Origin of the sequence: Brumimicrobium salinarum (genome assembly GCF_002844555.1) — a bacterium.
In the GTDB taxonomy this organism is placed as follows: domain Bacteria; phylum Bacteroidota; class Bacteroidia; order Flavobacteriales_D; family Crocinitomicaceae; genus Brumimicrobium; species Brumimicrobium salinarum.
Window position 1 is genome coordinate 61,070 of record NZ_PJNI01000010.1, and the last position, 21,405, is coordinate 82,474.

Sequence of the window (21,405 nt, forward strand, 5' to 3'; positions counted from 1 at the left end):
TCAATTTGTTAGGATACTTTCTTTTTGCGTTTTGCTCTTTTATCTGCATACGCGTTAGCTGCTTCTCTTACCCACATTCCATCTTCTTTGGCTTTCTTACGGGCAGCAACTCTTTCTTTATTACAAGGACCATGACCTTTAACAACTTGCCAAAACTCATCCCAATCAATTTCTCCAAAGTCATAATGACCTGTTTCTTCATTGAACTTAAGGTCTTTATCTGGAATTGTTAATCCAATCAATTCTGCCTGCGGAACTGTAGCATCAACAAACATTTGACGCAATTCATCATTGGTGTGACGTTTAATTTTCCACTTCATGGATTGTGCCGTGTGTTTTGAATCAGCGTCGTTTGGACCAAACATCATTAATGAAGGCCACCACCATCTGTTCAATGCATCTTGCGCCATTTCTTTTTGCTCTGGCGTTCCTTGCGCTAGTTTTGTAATAATTTCAAAACCTTGACGCTGGTGAAAAGATTCCTCTTTACAAACACGTACCATTGCTCTTGCATAAGGTCCGTAAGAACATCTACACAAAGGAACTTGATTCATAATTGCAGCACCGTCAACCAACCAATCGTTCCCATATCGGCCCATGTTAAAGATGGATAGTTGAAAATACTCGAATATTTTGCTTTTCCTGAGTGCAAGTCATCAATCGTGTCTTCTCTATCTGCTCCTAAAGTTTCTACAGCGCTATAAAGATATAAACCGTGACCCGCTTCATCTTGAATTTTAGCCAATAAAACAGCTTTTCTTCTTAGGTTGGGAGCACGAGTAACCCAATTTGCTTCAGGTAATTGTCCTACAATCTCTGAATGAGCGTGTTGTGAAATTTGACGAATTAATGTTTTTCTGTATGCATCAGGCATGTAATCCTTTGGTTCAATTTTGATCTCATGATCAACTTTCTCTTGGAATTTTTTGTCTAACGCTTCTGTTGTATGTTCTTCCATGTTTTCTAGTTTTTTGGCTTAGTCCTTATAAGGGAATCAGTCCTTCACAAATTTATAAATATTTTACGATTTTATCACCTGATTTTTGTCACTACTTAATTTATGTCTTTCATTTCAAATTCAATTAACTAATAAATCCAAAATAATTTCTAATTTTTGCTTATTTCTTATCAGTTAAACATATTTCTAAAGCTTTTGTTTTGTCAACGAATTAACTGACAACAGCATTTGTTTTCTTCTCAAAAAAACAAATTTTCTTTCAGGTTAAATATAACATACAAATTTTTAGCTCCGAATCCAAGAAATATGGCTTTAGTTGTTAATTTTGTAAATACAGAATTTGAAAATTATGAATCCAAGATTTCACACTTTAAAAATTAAAGATATTCGACAGGAAACCGAAGACGCAGTTTCAATTGCATTAACGGTTCCAGAAGAGTTAAAAGAAAATTATGTTTATGAGCCTGGTCAATATTTGACTTTCAGAACAAATATAGATGGCGAAGAGGTTAGAAGGTCTTACTCAATTTGCACAGGATTGCATGAAGATGAATTGCGGGTTGCTGTTAAGAAAATGCAGTATGGTAAATTCTCAACTTTTGCTAATGAAGATTTAAAGATAGATGACGAAATTGAGGTCATGACACCTATGGGGACTTTCACGACTGAAATCACAGAAGATTCAGAAAAATCATTCCTTTTCTTCGCTGGTGGTAGTGGAATTACACCTGTAATGTCCTTGATTAAAACCATCTTGAATAAAGCAAAGAAGAGCAACGTAACTCTAGTTTATGGAAATAGAGGCTTTGATTACATTATTTTTAGAGATCAACTTGAAGACCTAAAAAATGTTTACATGGATCGTTTTAGTTTGATGCATGTTTTTAGTGCTGAGAAATTAGGAAATCAGCTGCAGGAAGGTTTATTGGATAAAACTCAAATTGAAAAAATTTATACTTCAATCCTTAAAGAGCAAGATATTGATGAGGTTTTTGTTTGTGGACCAGAACCCACAATTCATGCGGTAAAAGATGTTTTTACTGAAGTAGGATATGACGACAAGAAAATTCATTTTGAATTATTTACTTCACCTTCTCAGAAAAATAAATCTCCACTTCCAAAAGCTTCAAGTCACGCAAAAGTCGATGCTAATATTAAAGTTATTCTCGATGGAGAAGAAATTTTGTTGAATCTTGACAGCGAGGGAGAAAGCATTCTCGATGCAGCTTCAAAAGCAGGTGCAGACGTTCCTTATTCATGTAAGGGAGGAGTTTGTTGTACTTGTAAGGCAAAAGTTTTAGAAGGAAAAGCAAGAATGGATGTTAATTATGCTTTGGAAGAAGACGAGGTAGAGGCAGGATATATTTTAACATGTCAGTCGCATCCAGTTAGTGACAAATTAGTGGTTTCATTTGATGATTAAAAAACAATAATAAAATATTAAAATATGGGTTTTTTTAAGAGTATTTTTGGGGGTAAAAAGCAAGAAAAAGTAAAATCACCAAACAAAAAAGAGCAAACAAGTGCAATGTTGTCAATTCAACAAATTGATCGTTTAACCGATGATGCAGTTAAAGTAGTTTTTGACGTTCCTGAAGAATTGAAGTCAAACTATGCTTACACACCAGGACAATATTTAAATATTATTTTAACGGTTAAAGGTGAACAACAACACCGTTCATACTCTATTTGTAGCGATGTTAAAGAACCTTTGGCTATTGGTATAAAGAAGGTAGAAAAAGGAATTGTTTCCACTTACTTTAATGAAACAGCTCAAGCAGGAGATAAGGTAGAGGTTAGTTTTCCACAAGGTAGCTTTACAATTTCAAAAGTAGAAGGAGATTACCTTGCCATTGCAGCAGGAAGTGGAATTACCCCAGTTTTATCTATAGCCAAACTAATTAATGGAACAGCAACAGGTAAATTAAACCTACTGTATGGAAATCGCAACGATAAATCAATAATGTTTGAGGAAGAGTTGAATTTACTTTCCGCTGATAAGGTACAAACTACACATGTTTTTTCTGAACAAGAAAAAGAAGGTTTCATGCATGGAATGCTCACAGAAGACGTGATTACAGAATACCTCAAAAATGATTTGGAATTGCTAAAAGCTAAAGGTTTTTATCTATGTGGACCAGAGCCTGTAATTATTAACGCTCAAAATGTCTTGAAAAGATTTGGTGTAGCCGAAGAGAAAATCCATTACGAGCTGTTCACTACTCCCGTAAACATGGAATCGAATACTAAAACGGTTGCCTCAAATTTCTCTGGAGAGGCACAGGTTACTGTTATTTTAGATGATGAAGCGGAAACATTTGCATTAGATGCCTCAGGAGATACCATTCTGAATGAAGCGGAAAGTCATGGCATCGATGCACCTTATTCATGTCGTGGAGGGATTTGTTGTACGTGTAAAGCAAAAGTTTTAAAAGGTTCTGCTACCATGGACAAAAACTTTTCATTAACCGATAGTGAGGTGGACGAAGGTTATATTTTAACATGTCAAGCACACCCAAACAGTTCAGAAATTACAGTGAGTTATGATGAATAAGGTAATTGTTGTCATAGGTGCCAGTAGAGGAATTGGACGAGAATTAGTTACGCAATTTGCACAAGATAAATCCAATACAGTTGTGGCTTTATCGCGAAATGTAGCAGCCATGGAAAAAGTCTTTTCAGCTCCAAATATTAAATTCGCTTTTGCAGATCTAATGGCTGATGATTTACACGAAACATTAGATAAAACCCTTCAAGATTTACCCGCTATTGATATCCTTGTAAATAATGCTGGGAAGTTAGTCAATAAACCTTTTTTGGAGTTAACGCGCGAAGACATCAACACTTGCTATCAAACGAACGCTGTTGGCGTAATGCATGCCACACAATACATGGTGCCAAAAATGTTGGAGAATGGCGGTCACATTGTAAATATTTCTACAATGGGAGCGTTTCAGGGGAGTGTGAAGTTCCCAGGACTCTCGGCTTACTCCACTTCGAAAGCCGGAATAACAAGTTTTACAGAACTTTTCGCCGAAGAATATAAAGACACAAAAATCAAAATGAATTGCTTGTGTTTAGGAGCTGCTCAAACCGAGATGTTGGAAGAAGCATTTCCTGGAATGAAAGCACCAGTTTCAGCTGCTGAAATAGCCTCGTATATTGTTGATTTTGCATTTAACGCCTCAAAATTCTTTAATGGTAAAGTGCTGCCGGTGAGTTCAACTACGCCGTAGTTGATTAGGAGTTGTTTAATTACGAATTACGATGCACCTTAAACTGTACTCAATCCGTTTAAAGAATTTTTACTGAATTCTATTGGGATTTGCTACATTATGGTTAAATGTTACTGTGTTTTTACAACTCCTAATTTAATTGTAGAATAAGTGATTCCTGTAATTATTAGATAGGTTCTTTTATCGGGTACTGCTTTATTAGCCCAGAAAAATGCATGGAAGTAAATTGATGTAACGAAGAAACTAATACAGTTTCTTTCGATGATAATACCATTAAAATTGAAAATAATCTTCACATTAAAATCTATAAAACAGGTGTTGGTACAACATCACTTTAAAACAGGAGGAAAGTCGGTTTTAACCCTTATCAATCTCAAAGAGAAAGCGAATAAAGCGATTACTTTTCTTAAAAATTACTTACCAAGAGAAGAATTGATTGTAACTAAGGATTTGTTAGGATAGAAATTTTCTATCTATGATTTAAGAATCTTAAGATGGAAATTAAATCAAAACTACTTTTTAAAAAATAGTTTAATTTTAAGACTGATAAACTTTTATCTAAAGCGTCAACAGCTTTCCAAGTAATTCTTCCTTCTCCACTTTAGGTATAGCGTGTTTACCAATTGCATCTTTAAAATCGGTGGTAATTAGTTCATCTGCCTTTATACCAACCATTTGTTGTGTTTTTCCATCAAGTAGTAATTCTACCGCCATAATTCCAGAACGTGTTGCCAATGCTCGGTCAAAATAGGAGGGAGAACCACCACGTTGAATATGTCCTAAAATAGTTGTTCGGAGTCTGAAATCTTCTAAGTGAGGTTTGATTTTTCGCATAATGTCCATTGCACCTCCTTCTTCATCTCCTTCGGCAACAATTATAATGCTACTTCTGCGTCCTTTGTTTTGAGATTTTATCTGTTTTGCCAACGCTTCAATATTAGTTATGGTCTCAGGGATTAATACAGATTCAGCTCCAGAAGCTATGGCTGAATTTAACGCCAAAAAACCAGAGTTTCTACCCATAACTTCAACAAAAAAGACACGTTTATGAGAGGAAGCAGTGTCACGAATATTGTCAATCGCAGAAACTATTGTATTGAGCGCTGTATCATAGCCTATAGTTGCTTCAGTTCCGTATAAATCATTGTCGATGGTGCCCGGTAATCCAATTACAGGAATATTAACTTCTTCGGCTAGTATTTTTGCACCTCGAAAAGATCCATCTCCACCGATGACAATTAAACCATCAATTCCTGCGTCCTTAATGTTTTTAATAGCTTCTTTTCTGGCTTCTTTATTTTTAAATTCAGGAGAACGTGCCGAACCTAATATTGTTCCACCACGCTGAATAATATTGTCTACATCGGTGTATTTCATATTCACAAATCGTCCAGCCATTAATCCGTCATATCCATCTTTAATACCCACCGCTTGCAGATTGTAATGAAAAGCAGCTTTAGTTATAGCACGTATTGCAGTGTTCATTCCTGGAGCGTCTCCACCTGATGTAAGAATGGCTATTTTTTTCATGGATATTATTTTTTAAGATGAATGAGTAAAAATAATCGATTAATTGAACTTTCTTTAAAAGTAATGAATAAAAATTAAGTTCTTTTATTGAATTTGTATGGATTGTTATGAGTTTTTTGGACAACTTCACGGAGAATTAAAAAAATACAAGCAAACTATTCTGTTCAGCGCAATTTTTCTTAGTTTTACCCACATAAATTAACTTTTATCAAAAAGGAAAATATAAGACTTTAAGAATGAAGACAGTTCAGTTTAGAGAAGCCCTTAGAGAAGCGATGTCAGAAGAAATGCGTCGTGATGAGAATGTATTCTTGATGGGGGAGGAAGTAGCCGAATATAATGGTGCGTACAAAGTATCGCAAGGCATGTTGGATGAATTTGGCGATAAACGTGTGATTGACACACCAATTGCCGAGCTTGGATTTACAGGAATTGCTGTAGGTGCTTCTATGAACGGTTTAAGACCAATTGTAGAGTTTATGACATGGAATTTTGCCATTCTTGCTGCTGATCAAATTATAAATAGTGCTGCTAAAATGCTGCAGATGTCTGGAGGTCAGTATCATTGTCCTATCGTTTTTAGAGGTGGGAATGGTCAGGCTGGACAATTAGCTGCAACTCATTCACAATCATTTGAATCTATGTATGCCCACTTTCCTGGTTTGAAAGTAGTAACTCCATCAAATCCAGCAGATGCTAAAGGATTATTAAAATCAGCAATTCGTGATGAGGATCCTGTAGTATTTTTGAATCTGAAAAAATGTACGGAGATAAAGGTGAAATTCCAGAAGGAGAATACCTGATTCCAATCGGATTAGCAGATGTTAAAAGAAAAGGAAAAGATGTGACAATTGTTTCTTTTGGAAAAATCATCAAAGAAGCCTATAAAGCGGCAGATGAATTGAAAAAAGAAGGAATTGAATGTGAAGTTATTGATTTAAGAACGGTACGTCCTATTGATTACGATACGGTTGTTGAATCAATTAAAAAAACGAATAGATGTGTTGTGGTTGAAGAATCATGGCCTTTATCATCTATATCTTCTGAAATGGCTTATCATTTACAGCGTTATGCTTTTGATTATCTTGATGCTCCTGTTATGCGTGTAACGCAATCAGACACACCATTCCCTTTTTCCCCAACTTTAATAGAGGAAGCATTACCGAATGTGGGACGTATTATAAAAGCGGTAAAAGCAACTTTGTATAAAAACTAAACAATACCGAGAAAATGACAACACTTTTATAAAAGATAGTCATTTATATATTTTAAAGAAGCAGTCCATTTGGACTGCTTTTTTTATACTATCGAATAGTTTAACTCTGTTTTAATTACAAACTAAACTATATGTTTTGATATTAGCAGCTAATGTCCATTATAAACGAAGTTTAAAATCATAGGAAATACTATCGTCGACAACCTGAAGTTTTTATTACCATGATAAGATAAAACAAATCCAAAAAAAATATGCTGAAGGACTGCCTCAGCATATTTTTTTGGGATTCTAAATGATTTAAAAACGCAATTGATTAAAACGCAATTGAATTAATAATCAAACATCGTGACTAGTTGCTTTCTTCAATCTCGAATACCTTGTCATCAATTTTACCATTGAACTTAACTTCTTTCAAAGTACTTGTCATTGATGCAGCTTCAACAATTTGAGTTGTTGTGTTGGGTAATAAATATCCGTTATATTTTGAATAATCGCTGTATTTTGTAGATATACTTTGCGGACCTTCATCTGTTACTCGTAAGGTTGTACCACGATCTTTTAAACCAGTAGTTTTATTGTAATATCCAGTAGTTGTTGTTTTTCCAAAAGTATATTGAAGTACATAATAGGTTTGGTCTTCAATTTCTTCCATTCCAAGTAATTCTACATCTTCAATATTTTTAATGAGCGCCATTTCTGTGAAAGCAGCAGATGTTTTCAGTTCTGCTTTAAGTTCATCATCAGTCATGTGCGTAGTTTCAAAACCACCTTGTTGAGACATCGTTTTGGACATTCCTCTATCTTCATTTATAATCTCTTCTTGGAGCACCATTCCATTAAACTCCATTTTAGTTACGCTGTTGTTGGGCGCCTTATAAAGTGTTGTCATTTTTAATTCCATTGGCGACTGATCAGGAACAATGATTGCCTTTTTCTCTATGGTTTTAATTTTACATAACTTTTTATTCGCCTTTTTCATATTAGAAGTACCCGTAATGGCCATTAAATACTTTTCCAGTACTTCAGTTTTTGATATATCCGCAGGTAAATAACTTTTTTCCTTTGATGGATTACCAAATGCATCTAGAATCTCAATTTCTCCGTCTCCATCAAATTGTTTTAACTTTTCCAAAACATCTTTATTTCCAACAACTATAATATTGAGGTTGTTTGGAGTGATGTATTTCTGAGCCATTTCTAAAATATCGGTTTCAGATGTGTTACTTAACTTTTTTAAATAAGTTTGGTAGTAATCTTTAGGAAGGTTATTTCTATGGATGTTGAGTGCAAAATTGGCAATTGTTCGAGGAGATTCTAACCTTCTTGCGAAAGAACCTGCCATAGACGCTTTGTTCAGACTTAATTCTTCTTCAGTAGGAACAGCTTCTGTTATACGTTGAAATTCATAAAGAAATTGAACTATTGCAGAGTCGGTTACTTCATTTCTAAAATTACCTGAAGCACTCATAAATGAACCTTGTCTTCTTACGTTAAGTTGCGTATATGCGCCATACGTATATGCTTTATCTTCTCTAAGGTTTTGCATTAATCGTGTTCCAAAACCGCCACCACCTAATAACTTATTAAGAACAGAAAGTTTAATTTGATCTTCATCTCCAGGTGTCATTGGAATAGGAAAAGCAATATTAATTACAGATTGTACAGCACCAGGCTTTTCAACGAAAATTACTCGGTTATTTTTAGGTTGAATACCGTGATTGTATTCTTTTTCAAACGGAACTCCACCTTCCCAATCTCCAAATCTTTCTTCAGCTACTTTCTTTGCTTCAGCCTCGTTAATGTCACCTACAATTACCAAATAGCTTCCTGCAGGAGTATATTGTTTTTTGTATAAATCAACGACGTCTTCTCTTGTAATGTTATTTAGTGTCTCTTCAGTCATTACTTCACCATAAGGGTGTTCTTCAGTAAAGAGTGTCTTGTACATAGCGTTTGACATCATCGAATTAGGGTCTGTTTTAACAGCGTACAAATCTGACTCATATTGTTTTTTTATCCTGTCAAATTCTGCTTTTGGAAAGTTTGCATTTTTCATAACATCTGTCATGAGGTCTAATCCTTTATCCATGTGCTTTGTTAAAACACTCAAATACATACTATTGCTAGAGGCAAACAATGAAGCACCAATAAAATCTTTTTCTTGGTCTAATTGGTCTTTTTCTCTGTTTTTAGTTCCTGAGAGCAATAAATCTCCCATTAAATCTGATAAACCTGCTTTTTCCCCTTCCAATCTTGGATCAGATCCCATAACGAGGTTAAAAGACACCTTGGGTATTTTGTTGTTGGTAGAAAGAATAACTTTCATTCCATTATCAAGATCAAAAACAATTGGATCTGCGATGTTAATTTCTGGTGCTGGTCCTGGAACGGGCGCTTTAGATCTATCTATTTGTGCAAAAGAAAGACTCGTGATTGCCAAACTCAGGATAACGATTATTATATGTTTCATTTTATAAATTTTTTATTGATAAACTCCTTTTTATATTTTATTTAGGTAGGTAATACAATATTAAACGTGCATTATCTTTAAAATACTTCTGAGCAACCTCTTTTAGGTCTTCTCGTGTAATATCTTCGTACACTTTAAGCTGCTCATTGATAAGGTTTGTATTGTTAAAATACACATGATAATTAGCCAACGCTTCTGCTTTACCTGCTACGGAACTATTTGAGGAGTAAAAGTCATTTTCAAATTGATTTTTAACTTTTTGAAACTCTTTTTCAGTAACCAATTCATTCTTTGCAGTGGATATTTCAGCATCTAACGCCTTTTTCAGGTCTTCTATGTCTGTATCCTTGCTCGCAATTCCAGCAAATAAAGCCATGCCTGGATCTTCAAGTGGAAAAGCAAAGGAGAATGCAGATACTGCCAATTCTTTTTCTTCAACAATATTCTTATTCATTCTTGCACTTGTACCTCCAGAAATAATTGAGTTGAGCATTTCTAAAGCGTATGCATCTTTCGTGTTTTGTGCTGGTGAATGATATCCAATAAATACAGCTGGTAATTGAATATTGTCATAAACCGTATCTACGATTTCTTTTTCTAATGGTGGTTCAACTATTTCAGGTCGTGGAATTACTGTTTCAATTTCTTTATATTTATTAATCAGTGCTTTTCCGTCTTTGGACGTGGTTGCAAAGAAATTATCCTTGTTGAAAATACTTTTATCTTCTCCGTAAGTAGATTTGAATGTTTCGTTATTCATATTCAAATAATCACGGTAAAGGTTGATTGCTTGACCTTTTGGGATAGAGCCAAAGTATTTTTCAATTAAGACTTTAGCTTCTTCTACATTGATGTCTCCAGCAATTGATAATGTGGCATTAGCAGGCACATAAAATGTTTTATAAAAATTCACATAATCTTCTTCCTGTGCTGCATCTAAGTGTTCCATGTATCCGATTGGAGTCCATTTGTAAGGGTGTTTCTGAAAAAGACGATCAAAAGCTTCTGCCATAAATGATCCGTATGGTTGATTGTCAACCCTTTGTCTTTTCTCTTCTTTTACTACTTCTCTTTGTGTTTCGATTCCTTTATTGTCAACTTTTGCGTGTAATAATCTTTCAGATTCTAACCACAATCCTAATTCCAAGTTGTTTGAGGAGAAGATTTCATAATAATAGGTTTTGTCTTGAGAGGTATAGGCATTTAAAGTTCCACCATTACGTTCGATGTACTTATCGAATTCTCCTCTTTCAATGTTTTCACTACCTTCAAACATAAGGTGTTCAAAAAAGTGAGCAAATCCCGTTCTGTTGGGGTTTTCATTCTTTGACCCTACATGGTACATAACAGAAACAGCTACAATTGGTGTTGAATTGTCCTCGTGCAAGATCACGTGCATACCATTGTCTAAATCAAATTCTACAAAATCAATCGATGTTTCTTGCGCAGATAGATTGAAAAGTAGTGATGAAACTAACAATGAAGTAATTATTTTTTTCATATTTGTTATTGTTTATTTCTTCAAAGAAAAAGAAAAATATTGATTCTTTTTAAGAAAAATAGGTAAACTTTAAAAGTTGATAGCAATAAAAAACGTTCCCGTGAAAGAGAACGTTTTGTTGTGAGAAATTATATTTTAATGTTTTTGCAATTTTCCAATTAATGAAGATAAACTGCTCGACATCTTTTTTGTAGCCGAACTAATTGCCTTTTCAATAGAATCTTCATGGCTTGTTACAGCAACTGGTTTTAAACCTTGCGGACGTACTTCAAGCACACATTTTTTGTCATTTGTTCCAGATTTAGCTCCATTTTCGTCAGCTAAATGAACTTCAACACGTGTTACGCGATCCTCAAAACGCGATAAGTCTTCTTTAATTTGATTTGAAAAATACTCTTCAATTCTTTCTTTTCCCTCAATGTTTTTGTCTGTGTTAAAAAATACTTCCATTTGATTTAACTTTTTATGAACATGTGGTATGTTCGGGTTTATAAACTTTAAGTAATTCTGTTATTACTTTAATGACAAGATAACAATTTTTCTTTTGATTACGTTATGAAATTAAGGAATTTTATAAAATTGAGTAGAATTTATACACCTCTGATGGACGAACGTTAAATTGGAGTTAAACCACATTGAAAATATGGGTTTCCTTCGTCCAAATAAATATTAAGATGTTTAGTTTTTATTTGAATGTTGATTCAAAAGGTAGTCTTTGGAGTATTGAGCGTCCAAGTGTTAATTCATCGGCGTAATGCAATTCTGTCCCAACAGAAACACCGCGTGAAAGTGTAGTCACAACGATATTATATGGTGCAATTTTTTTAAATATATAAAAGTTTGTTGTGTCGCCTTCCATTGTTGAGCTGAGTGCAAAAATAATTTCTTTAACATTTCCTTGTGCTACTTTTTCAAGTAAGGGCTTGATGTTTAAATCTTCTGGCCCCTGTCCATCCATTGGAGAGATTACACCGCCCAGAACATGATAAATACCTCGGTAACTTGCCGTAGCTTCGATTGCTAATATATCTCTAATGTCTTCGACAACACAAATGGTTTCATGTTCACGCGATGGATTGGCGCAAATACTGCAAGTTTCATAATCTGAAATATTCCCGCAACTAGAACAATAACTAATTTTATCCTTCATTTCTATTATTGCGTTTGAAAAAACGTCCAACTCTTCCGGAGATCTTTTTAAAAGTGACAATACCAATCGCAAAGCGCTTCTTTTGCCAATACTCGGCAAAGAGGCAAATTGTTCAACAACATTGTTTAAGTATTTTGAAGGTAATTCCATAATTTGCAAAGTTATAAAGCATTTATTACAAAAACCTATTTTTTAATAGCATTGTTGTAATTTTCGTTTAGACAAACTTTAAAAAGAATTGTTTATTTTTGCCCCTGTTAATTTTAGTTATGAAAAATCCGTGTAATATTCCCGCAGAGAAACTTCCCTTTGATTTTATGGGGCTTTGTTTGCAAGAACCAATGGCTTTGGTAACCAATATGCTTATTGCCATTACCTGTTTTGTTATCTTTTATAAATTTAATCCCGTAGAAAATAAGTTTCAAAAACATTGGAAGTTGTTTTACTTACTTTTTGGATTAAGTACTTTCTTTAGTGGATTTGGCCACATGTTTTTTAACTATTCAGGGATTTACGGAAAATTTCCTACTTGGATTTTAGGTTTGATTTCAGCTTTCCACGCCGGTAAAGCCATGATAAGTTTAAATGTAATTTCTCCTAAAACAAATAAGATTTTAAACAACATCTTATTAGTAAAGCTTATTGGATTTACGGTATTAGCAGTTGTTTTTAAATCCTTTGTTTTTGTTATGGCTGATGCCGTAATAACGTATTTGTTCTTCTGTATGGGGATGGGATTGTATTATTGGAAAAAAGGTTTAAACTCTTTTAAATACACTGTAATTGCCGTTTTAGTACTAATTCCTTCTATATTTATATTTACGCTTCAGTTTAATCCACATTTATGGTTTAATAAGGAAGATTTGAGTCATGTTTTAATGGTAACAACCATAATTTTCTTTTATATTGGCATTATTCGTTTAGATAAAATAGATTTAGAGAAACTCGTTTCAATCAATCAAGTAAAATATGTCAACAAATAAAAACCGTATTAATATTGTAAATAAAAAAGCACGCTTTGAATATCAATTATTGGATAAATATGTTGCTGGAATTCAACTTGGAGGAACAGAAATAAAAAGTATTCGACAAGGAAAAGCAAGTATACTCGAGGCATTTTGCGTGATTGAAGAAGGGGAGGTGTATCTTAGAAATATGCATATTGCTGAATACGGAAATGCATCTTTTTATCAACACAAACCTAAGGCGGATCGAAAATTACTACTGAATAGACAAGAAATTAATAAACTGGATAAAAAAATGAAAGCAAAAGGATTCACAATTGTTCCTTTGCGCATTTTTATCAACAATAAAGGATTAGCAAAAGTTGAAATTGCTTTAGCACAAGGAAAGAAATTATACGATAAACGTCAAGACCTAAAAGAAAAAGACGATAAACGTGCTATGGACCGAATCAAAAAAGCCTACTAATTCTTTATAGATGCAAACCGTTTTAGATTATTTACTTCCAATATCTATTGCCATTATCATGTACGGCATAGGTTTGGGATTAACAGTCACTGATTTTAAACGGGTGTTAATAGCTCCAAAAGCGGTTTTTTTCGGATTGTTAGGTCAATTGGTCTTAATGCCACTTATCGGTTTTGGAATTGCCTTTAGCTTTAACTTAGATCCTATCTACCAATTGGGCGTTATCCTTATTGCTGCTTGTCCCGGTGGAACGTCTTCAAATATTGTTACGTATATGTTGAGAGGTAGAGTGGCATTGTCTGTTTCGATGACAGCTTTCAATAGTTTTTTAATTATTCTAACGATTCCAATCATTCTTGAAATTGCATTTGGATTGTTCTGGGATGCCAAAAAAATGTCCATTTATCCATGTTAGAGACATTTAAAGAAGTGGGGTTAACAGTGTTTTTACCTGTTATTATTGGGATGATTACAAGAAATTATTTTCCAATTACAGTAAAAAAGATCAGGAAACCACTTCGATTTATTTTACCTGCCATTATGTTTCTTGTTTTTACGCTCGTTTTACTCAATGAAAATGGAAATGGAGGAAAATCATTAATGGAGTATAAAGATCTGATTTTACCAGCGTTATGTTTAAACGTTTTGGTGATGTTTGTAGGGTATTATTTATCAGGATTGATTGGGATTAATCATAAAGGCAAATATACGATTGCAATAGAAATGGGACTGCAAAATTCTGCATTGGCTATATTTTTAGCAAATAACGTCATTCAAATTGAAAGTTTGTCTTTAATTGCTGTCTTGTATGGAGGATTTTCATTCTTTTCTACATTTTTAATTGCTTGGGGGATGAAAAGGTTAGGTAAAAAGGATGCATTGCCTCAAGACTTATAATGGTATCCCTTGTGATTTATCTTCATTTCTTATTCTCTTAGGTGATTGACTGATACGAAAAATCAACAAAAAAACATTATCTTCGCACAAAAAACAAACTATGATTCAACGTGTTCAATCCATTTATTTGTTACTCACTTTGATAGCTTTAATATTCTTAAGTGTAGGAACTGATGTTTTTGTAACTAAAGTGCAACAAAAAGATCAATTCGAAATGATAAGCCACGGAAATGTTTACGGGGTTCAGAAGGACGTTTATATTGAGGGTGAGCTATCTGATCAAAATCTTAATTTGTTGAGAAGCGCAACAGATAGAGTTGATTTCGTAGCAGAAATGGAAGGTATTCCCACATTTTATTTTCCTTTTTATTCAATAACTATTTTGCTATCCATGCTAACAGTCGTTGTTTTGTTTGGATTTAAAAACTTAAAAAGGCAATTGAAGTTAGGAAGGATTTTATTTATCATGAATTTCCTTGTATTTGGTGTAACAATCGTTTTTTATAATTTGATGCGCAGTTCAAATATGCCAGACTCTGCTGATTATATTGTGAATACTCAGCTTGGTTTTGGTTTCTACTGTATTGTTATTGCTTTGGCATTTTCTTTTTTAGCCAATATTGGAATTCGTCGTGATTTGCGACTGATTAAATCTATAGATCGTATCCGTTAATGAATTATTTATCTGTTGAAGAGTTAACCAAAACGTATGGTGATCGTACGATTTTTGAGGACCTGACTTTTGGTATAGACCAAGGTCAAAAAGTTGCTTTGGTGGCTAAAAATGGAACGGGAAAGTCAACACTTTTACGTTGCCTAATTGGTGAAGAACCTTATGATAGCGGACGCGTTGTATTTCGAAATAACATTGGCATTGCTTATTTACAGCAATCCGATGATTTGAATCCGGAGAATAGTATCTATGAAGAGGTTTTTGATCATGATTTGCCTAAGCTAAATGCTTTTAGAAAGTACAGTAAAGCGGTTAAAGAAAATAATGAAGAAGAAATGGCTGCGCTTTTTGAGACTATTTCTGAATTAAATGCCTGGGATTTAGATAGTTTAGTTGAGCAGATTTTGTCGAAATTAAAATTGGATAATCACGATGCTAAAGTGAGTACCCTTTCTGGAGGTCAACGTAAACGTGTAGCACTTGCAAAGGTGCTTATTGCTGAACCTGATTTTCTTTTTTTAGATGAGCCTACCAATCATTTAGATTTAGACATGATTGAATGGTTGGAGCAATACCTCTCTCAATCTAAATCTACCATTTTTATGGTGACGCACGACCGTTATTTCCTAGAAGTAATTACTGATGTGATTTATGAATTGGAAGACGAACAATTGTATAAATACAAAGGAAATTTTTCATATTATTTAGAAAAGAAAGCTGAAAGAGAAGAGAACACCGCGGCTGAAGTTGGAAAAGCAAGAAGTCAATTTAAAAAAGAACTGCAGTGGATTCGTCGTCAGCCTAAAGCACGTGGGACAAAACAGAAAGCAAGAATTGAAGCGTTTGAAGATACCAAAAAAGTAGCGAGTCAAAACTTACGTAAAGAAGAGTTAGAGATTCCGATTAAAATGGAGCGATTAGGTACTAAAATCTTGGAACTTCACAATGTTTCAAAATCGTATCCAGACAAAAAGATTCTGGAAAAACTTACGTATACCTTTAAACGTCAAGAGCGTTTGGGAATTGTTGGGCCTAACGGAGTTGGGAAGTCAACCTTATTACGCATAATTACTGGAGAAGAACAAGTAGATGCGGGGAAAGTTGTTATAGGTGAGACAGTTGTATTCGGGTATTATTCTCAGGCAAATATTGAAGTCGACGAGAACATGAAGGTGATTGATGTTATCCGAGATGTTGCCGAATTCATTCCTTTAGAAAAAGGTAGAGAAATGTCGGCTGCACAGTTTCTAGAAAAGTTTCTTTTCCCAAGAAGCATGCACTACAATTATGTTTATAAATTGAGTGGGGGAGAACGCCGAAGATTAAAACTGATGAAGGTTTTGATGAGCAATCCCAACTTTCTAATTCTGGATGAGCCAACTAATGATCTTGACATTTATATTTTAGGAGTTTTAGAAGATTATTTAAAAAACTTTCAAGGATGTTTGATTGTTGTTTCTCACGACCGTTATTTTATGGATAAAATGGTGGATCATATCTTTGTTTTTGAAGGAGAAGGTAAGATAAAAGACATCACAGGAAACTATACATCGTATAGAGACAAGCAAAAGAAAGAACTACTAGAAACGCAAGCACAAAAACGTGAAGAAAAAGTGAGTTTACCTAAAGAAGAGGTGAAGCCGAAAAAGAAAGTGGAAGAAGTCTCTAAACGAAAATTAAGTTACAAAGAAAAGCTAGAATTCGAAAAGTTAGATAGTGAAGTTGAGGCATTGGAAACTGAAAAAGAAAAATTAACACAAATCCTTTCTGAAGGAAGAGCTACATCTGAGGAAATGAATGATGCAAGTAGGAAGCTTGGTGAATTAATGCAGGACTTGGAAAAGAAAACAGAACGTTGGATGGAACTGGCGGAATTTGTTTAAGATTTGATTTTTGCTGCGCAAAAATCAAAAGGAATAGGGAGAGGTTAAGATTTTCGCTATGCTCAATCTTAATAGGGAGAGTGAGAAGCAGGTTTTTGATGAAAAAGTAGATCAAAGTATCCTATTCTAATTTATTCTCTTTATATTTGCACCCTTAATTATATTATATATTTATTAATAGGAGTTTCGTACTCCAACCAATAAAACATTATGGCAACAAAAATTAGATTGCAAAGACACGGTAAAAAAGGTTATGCTTTTTACCACGTAGTAGTAGCAGATTCACGTTCTAAGCGTGATGGTCGCTTTATTGAAAAATTAGGAACTTACAATCCTAATACAAACCCAGCTACGATTGATATCGATTTTGATCGATCATTAACATGGGTTTCTTCAGGTGCAGAAATGTCTGATACAGCGCGTGCGTTACTTTCGTACAAAGGTGTGTTATACAAAAACCACTTGATGAAAGGTGTAGCAAAAGGAGCTTTATCAGAAGCTGATGTTGAAAAGAAATTTGAAGCATGGTTGAAGGATAAAGAAGCTAAGATTTCAAAAAAATCTGATGGACATTCAGCAGCAATGAAAAAAGCAGCAGAGGATCGTTTAGCAGCTGAAAAAGCGACAAACGAAGCACGTGCTAAAGAAATTGCAGCTAAAAATGCACCAGAAGAAGAGGAAGTGACTGAAGAAGAAACTGCTGAGGAATCAACAGAAGAATCAGATGCAACTCCAGAAGCAGCAGCTGAAGCTACAGAAACTCCTGTACCTACTCCAGAAAAGGATCCCGTAGAGGAAAAAGCAAAAGATGCAAAAGAAGATGAAAAAAAGTAAATCTTGTTAATCGTTTGAAAAAATGAACAAAACAGATTGCTTTAATCTAGGTTATGTAGCGAAACTTCACAGTTATAAAGGTGAAGTTTCGCTTTTTTTTGATGTAACTAATCCTAACGACTATTCCACTCTTGATGCTGTTTACATTGACGTAGATGGTATTTTAACGCCCTTTTTTATTGAACGCATAACCATGAAAGGTAAAGGGTTTGCTAAAGTTAAATTCGAGGGGGTCGATACTGAGAATGACGCACGTCAAATTCTAAAATGTGATCTGTTTTTACCACTAGAAATTTTACCAAAACTCTCTGGAAAACAATTTTATGATCATGAAGTTGTTGGTTTTACAGTTGTTGATGAAGATTACGGAGAAGTAGGAGCTATTGTTCAGGTTTTGGATTATAAAGTGAACCCTCTTCTGCAAATTCAAAATGAAAAGTTAAACAAAGAAGTGCTTTTACCTTTAGGTAATGATTTGGTTCAGCGTGTTGATAGAGTGCAAAAAGAACTTCATGTAAAAGCAAACCCAGGGCTGATTGAGATGTATTTAAGCTGATATCACCATAAAAGCTTTTCTAGTTATACCATAATTCCTTATGTCCGTTTTTAAATTTAAAGCATTTAATATTCATCAAGCTGGGGCAACTCAAAAAGTGGGAACGGATGCCATGGTGTTGGGCGCATCTTTAAAATTTACTTCAGCCAAAAATATTCTTGATGTTGGAACAGGGACAGGTGTAATTGCACTCATGTTGGCTCAGTATAATCCAAGTGCTGAAATCACAGGGCTAGATATTAATTCGGAAACAACCAAATTGGCAGATTATAACTTTAAAAATAGTGGGTTTTTGAATAATTTTCGTGTTGTTAATGGTGATTTTTTAAGCTATAAGCCAGAACATCAGTTTGATTTAATTGTTTCAAATCCTCCTTTTTTTAAGACAAAAATGCCTTCACGTAATAAATTGCGTAGCTTAGCACGACATGAAGGCGAAATGACTGTCGAAAAATTAGTTTTGCATGCAACTAAACTGTTAACATCCACAGGAGAACTTTGGTTGATCTTGCCTCAAGAACGAACGGATGCTCTATTAAAATTTAACGAGAAACTTACACTTGTAAAAAGAATTAAAATTTTCGGAAAACCAAATCACCATGTACGAGATATTTTGGCTCTATCAAAAGAGAATGGTTCAGGTGTTCCTGAGGTTACAAGTTTAACAATTCGCAATTTGAAAAATGAATATACTGAAGCTTATAAAACCCTAACAAAGGAATTTCATTTTAATAAACTCTAATTCTTCAAGGGTTAACTGCTGTTTGATTCACCCTTTTTTTATGATGTTTTAACCTGATGCTAAAAAAAAAGCAACTTATCATTATTTCAATCGCTTATTTATTGTAATCGCGCACCCTGGAAAGGTATTGAAGTCAAATAGATTGTTTTTCTAGTATTATAATTTGAAAGATAAACCACCATTTATAATTCCACCTTGTCCAAGTCCTAAAGCAACGTTTAGACCTAGGTTTTGAGTAAAAAAGTATCTGGCACCGACACCAATTTTAGCTGCAATGGGAAAAAGACCAACTCCAACGTCGTTTATTGAATTGGGGTTATTAGATTTAAAACTAATTTTTCTTTTTGCGTATCCGGCTGCTACAACAAAATAAGCATCAAAATTATCAGCACCTTTTAAAAAGTGGTAGTTGAAGCTAAACATAAAACCAGGTTTGTGTGTGTTATATTCATATGTATACGTTTTTGTATAGTACTCATTCGTATTTGAATTATATTCTTCCACATCTTCTTTATACGATAAATTAGTATTGTTGAATCCAATTTCTAGACCTAAACCAATATTGTCACTAATCATGTATTCACCTCTAAGTCCCAAAGGACCGATGCCTTTCACGGTTACATCTTTTTCATAGCCAGAATTTAATGCAGCGCCTTTTAAAATAACGGTGTACAAGTTGGGAAATCCATAATAGGTATCAATAATTATATCATCTTTCTTAACAACTTGGGCTTTTAAATTACTTGCAGTTCCGATAACAAAAAATGTAATAAGTAGTAATATATAGTTTCTCATGATAATTATTTTAGATTCAAATATAAAATAAATATATAAAATAAGCACATAAAAGGTTCATAATCAATTGAAGTTATTATTCGTATGTTGCGTTAACCAGCTGTGTTTTTTAATTGTGCTTTTATAAACGGCAGTTTGGGTGCCAAGAAATATCCTGTTAAACTTGCAAATAAAATAGGAATTAAATAGGTGAATCCTGTTAAGGTTGCTACTAAAATGGTTGTACTCATTGGCGTGCGGGTTACAGTAGCGTTAATCGCTGCCATGCTACAGATAATAGCCAACGAAGTATTAATATGAGGAAAGAGTTCTGAGATAATTAATCCTGTCGTTGCGCCTACAAAGAACAAAGGAATGATAAACCCACCGCGCCAACCAGATGTGACTGTAATAGATATCGCTGTAATTTTGAAAAATAAAATGGCGAACAGCATAGTTACGGTATAAGAAGTCGTAAGTAATTCATTGACCTCGTAATGACTAAAGTAACGCGTAATTGGAAAAGCGTAAGAAATGAAGCCTAGAAAGATTCCTCCAATCATCATTTTGATATAAATTGGAAGTTTTTTCCATTCAAAAATCTTTTTAAAGCCTTTGGTTAAGTAAATGAAAAACCATCCCACAGCCGCAGCTATTACTCCATATATAACTGCCAAGCCAAAGTCGAACATGCCTTTGTATTCGTATACAGGTACCTCCCAAAGTGCACCTAAGCCAAGACTTATAATCAGAGCAAATACCATATAACTAAATAAACTTGAAACCAAAGCAGGTGTAATAGCTCTATAGTATTGAACTACGTGTTTGTGGTGCAAGATTTCTAAAGCGAATAAACTTCCGCCTAGTGGTGCACCAAATAATGCGGTAAAACCTGAGGCCATTCCTGCAATACTCATCGAACGTAGTTCTTCTCCTTTCAATCGGAAGAGTTTGCCTAGCCAGGTTCCAGTTGAGCCTGTAACTTGAACAAGGGGTGCTTCTGGACCTAAACTTCCACCTGAGCCCACACATAAAAGAGAGGATAAAATCATGGAAGGATTGCGTTTGGGGTCAAGCTTCCCCTTGTTGAAGCGTATGTTGTTGACAATTAGTGATATTTCTCCAGGGTCTCCAATCAAGTGAATGATTAATCCTGCTAATAGGCCTGATATTGTCATAGTTGGAACAACGAGCCATCCTTCAAACTGACCTAAGAAGCCAATTACAACTTCTAAAACAATCCAATAGACTCCAGCAATAAGTCCACCCAATAATCCTAATATTGCCCACAGGAAAAAAGTACGGCTAAATAAGAATGGGTTGAACCGAATGGGCTGATCCAATATGTTTAAATAATTAACAAGCTTTCTTCTACTTTTTAATTTCACAACTATAAAAGGTCTTTTACTGATTAAAAAATGCGAATGTAGTAATTTGTTAAGGGAGAAATAGAGGTTTTACTCTTTTAATGTTTTGGTTTGTATGAAAAGCTGTTGTTTAGTTCAGGGTAGATAAGGCCGCCAGCGGAAACGGATAGCTTGCTGAACTTTGCCT

At 34.3% G+C, this 21,405-nt stretch carries 20 protein-coding genes and 2 pseudogenes; 14 read left to right on the top strand and 8 right to left on the bottom strand.

Annotated features, from left to right (window positions below):
- Positions 1–8: 8 nt before the first annotated feature.
- Positions 9–958 (bottom strand): annotated as a pseudogene (gene paaA / locus CW751_RS15980) (1,2-phenylacetyl-CoA epoxidase subunit PaaA).
- A 349-nt stretch (positions 959–1,307) separates the two neighbouring features.
- Here paaA and paaE point away from each other — a divergent pair.
- From paaE to CW751_RS10015, 4 genes are all read left to right on the top strand, one after another.
- The gene (paaE, locus tag CW751_RS10000) at positions 1,308–2,381 is read left to right on the top strand and encodes a 1,2-phenylacetyl-CoA epoxidase subunit PaaE (RefSeq protein ID WP_101334866.1); all 1,074 of its coding nucleotides are present in this window, start codon (positions 1,308–1,310) and stop codon (positions 2,379–2,381) included.
- Positions 2,382–2,405: 24 nt separating this feature from the next.
- Positions 2,406–3,512, top strand: a complete 1,107-nt coding sequence (locus CW751_RS10005) for a 2Fe-2S iron-sulfur cluster-binding protein (protein WP_101334867.1) — start codon at positions 2,406–2,408, stop codon at positions 3,510–3,512.
- The gene (locus CW751_RS10010; RefSeq protein ID WP_101334868.1) at positions 3,502–4,194 is read left to right on the top strand and encodes an SDR family NAD(P)-dependent oxidoreductase; all 693 of its coding nucleotides are present in this window, start codon (positions 3,502–3,504) and stop codon (positions 4,192–4,194) included. The genes CW751_RS10005 and CW751_RS10010 overlap by 11 nt, the downstream gene beginning before the upstream one ends.
- Before the next feature lie 279 nt (positions 4,195–4,473).
- Entirely contained in the window at positions 4,474–4,656 is a 183-nt protein-coding gene (locus tag CW751_RS10015) for a hypothetical protein (protein ID WP_133122194.1), read from the top strand.
- Between the two features lie 96 nt (positions 4,657–4,752).
- Here CW751_RS10015 and pfkA read toward each other — a convergent pair whose 3' ends face one another.
- On the bottom strand, positions 4,753–5,724 hold the full coding sequence (pfkA, locus tag CW751_RS10020; protein ID WP_205677816.1) for a 6-phosphofructokinase: 972 nt from the start codon (positions 5,722–5,724) through the stop codon (positions 4,753–4,755).
- Between the two features lie 236 nt (positions 5,725–5,960).
- Between pfkA and CW751_RS10025 the strand changes: the two are divergent.
- A pseudogene (locus tag CW751_RS10025) lies at positions 5,961–6,940 on the top strand (pyruvate dehydrogenase complex E1 component subunit beta).
- 349 nt (positions 6,941–7,289) lie between these two features.
- On the opposite strand, the gene CW751_RS10030 reads toward CW751_RS10025, so the two are convergent.
- The 4 genes from CW751_RS10030 to recR all read right to left on the bottom strand — a co-directional run bounded on the left by CW751_RS10030 (position 7,290) and on the right by recR (position 12,211).
- Positions 7,290–9,410, bottom strand: coding sequence for an insulinase family protein (locus tag CW751_RS10030; RefSeq protein WP_101334871.1), 2,121 nt, complete (start codon positions 9,408–9,410; stop codon positions 7,290–7,292).
- Positions 9,411–9,447: 37 nt separating this feature from the next.
- Positions 9,448–10,911: a M16 family metallopeptidase gene (locus CW751_RS10035; protein WP_101334872.1), complete on the bottom strand. Its 1,464-nt coding sequence runs from the start codon at positions 10,909–10,911 to the stop codon at positions 9,448–9,450.
- 135 nt (positions 10,912–11,046) lie between these two features.
- Positions 11,047–11,361: an HPF/RaiA family ribosome-associated protein gene (locus CW751_RS10040; RefSeq protein ID WP_101334873.1), complete on the bottom strand. Its 315-nt coding sequence runs from the start codon at positions 11,359–11,361 to the stop codon at positions 11,047–11,049.
- Between the two features lie 235 nt (positions 11,362–11,596).
- Complete coding sequence (recR, locus tag CW751_RS10045) at positions 11,597–12,211, bottom strand: recombination mediator RecR (protein WP_101334874.1); 615 nt, start codon at positions 12,209–12,211, stop codon at positions 11,597–11,599.
- 119 nt (positions 12,212–12,330) lie between these two features.
- On the opposite strand from recR, the gene CW751_RS10050 reads away from it, so the two are divergent.
- The 9 genes from CW751_RS10050 to CW751_RS10090 all read left to right on the top strand — a co-directional run bounded on the left by CW751_RS10050 (position 12,331) and on the right by CW751_RS10090 (position 19,077).
- Positions 12,331–13,044 carry a DUF6962 family protein gene (locus CW751_RS10050; protein WP_101334875.1) on the top strand — a complete coding sequence of 238 codons (714 nt, stop codon included), beginning with the start codon at positions 12,331–12,333 and terminating at the stop codon, positions 13,042–13,044.
- Positions 13,031–13,492, top strand: coding sequence for an SsrA-binding protein SmpB (gene smpB / locus CW751_RS10055; RefSeq protein ID WP_101334876.1), 462 nt, complete (start codon positions 13,031–13,033; stop codon positions 13,490–13,492). Before CW751_RS10050 ends, smpB begins: the two co-directional genes overlap by 14 nt.
- 10 nt (positions 13,493–13,502) lie before the next feature.
- Positions 13,503–13,907, top strand: coding sequence for a bile acid:sodium symporter family protein (locus CW751_RS15845; RefSeq protein WP_101334877.1), 405 nt, complete (start codon positions 13,503–13,505; stop codon positions 13,905–13,907).
- Entirely contained in the window at positions 13,901–14,389 is a 489-nt protein-coding gene (locus CW751_RS15850; protein ID WP_101334878.1) for a bile acid:sodium symporter family protein, read from the top strand. The genes CW751_RS15845 and CW751_RS15850 overlap by 7 nt, the downstream gene beginning before the upstream one ends.
- Positions 14,390–14,489: 100 nt before the next feature.
- Positions 14,490–15,062 carry a DUF4293 family protein gene (locus CW751_RS10070; protein WP_101334879.1) on the top strand — a complete coding sequence of 191 codons (573 nt, stop codon included), beginning with the start codon at positions 14,490–14,492 and terminating at the stop codon, positions 15,060–15,062.
- Positions 15,062–16,945 (top strand): ABC-F family ATP-binding cassette domain-containing protein, encoded by a 1,884-nt coding sequence (locus CW751_RS16120; protein ID WP_101334880.1) that lies wholly within the window; start codon positions 15,062–15,064, stop codon positions 16,943–16,945. The genes CW751_RS10070 and CW751_RS16120 overlap by 1 nt, the downstream gene beginning before the upstream one ends.
- 210 nt (positions 16,946–17,155) lie before the next feature.
- Entirely contained in the window at positions 17,156–17,779 is a 624-nt protein-coding gene (locus CW751_RS10080; RefSeq protein ID WP_101334881.1) for a 30S ribosomal protein S16, read from the top strand.
- Positions 17,780–17,801: 22 nt separating this feature from the next.
- Complete coding sequence (gene rimM, locus CW751_RS10085; RefSeq protein ID WP_101334882.1) at positions 17,802–18,335, top strand: ribosome maturation factor RimM; 534 nt, start codon at positions 17,802–17,804, stop codon at positions 18,333–18,335.
- A 40-nt stretch (positions 18,336–18,375) separates the two neighbouring features.
- The gene (locus CW751_RS10090) at positions 18,376–19,077 is read left to right on the top strand and encodes a tRNA1(Val) (adenine(37)-N6)-methyltransferase (RefSeq protein ID WP_101334883.1); all 702 of its coding nucleotides are present in this window, start codon (positions 18,376–18,378) and stop codon (positions 19,075–19,077) included.
- A gap of 156 nt (positions 19,078–19,233) precedes the next feature.
- Here CW751_RS10090 and CW751_RS10095 read toward each other — a convergent pair whose 3' ends face one another.
- Complete coding sequence (locus CW751_RS10095; RefSeq protein WP_101334884.1) at positions 19,234–19,872, bottom strand: hypothetical protein; 639 nt, start codon at positions 19,870–19,872, stop codon at positions 19,234–19,236.
- 92 nt (positions 19,873–19,964) lie between these two features.
- Positions 19,965–21,239: a chloride channel protein gene (locus CW751_RS10100; RefSeq protein ID WP_101334885.1), complete on the bottom strand. Its 1,275-nt coding sequence runs from the start codon at positions 21,237–21,239 to the stop codon at positions 19,965–19,967.
- Positions 21,240–21,405 lie beyond the last annotated feature (166 nt).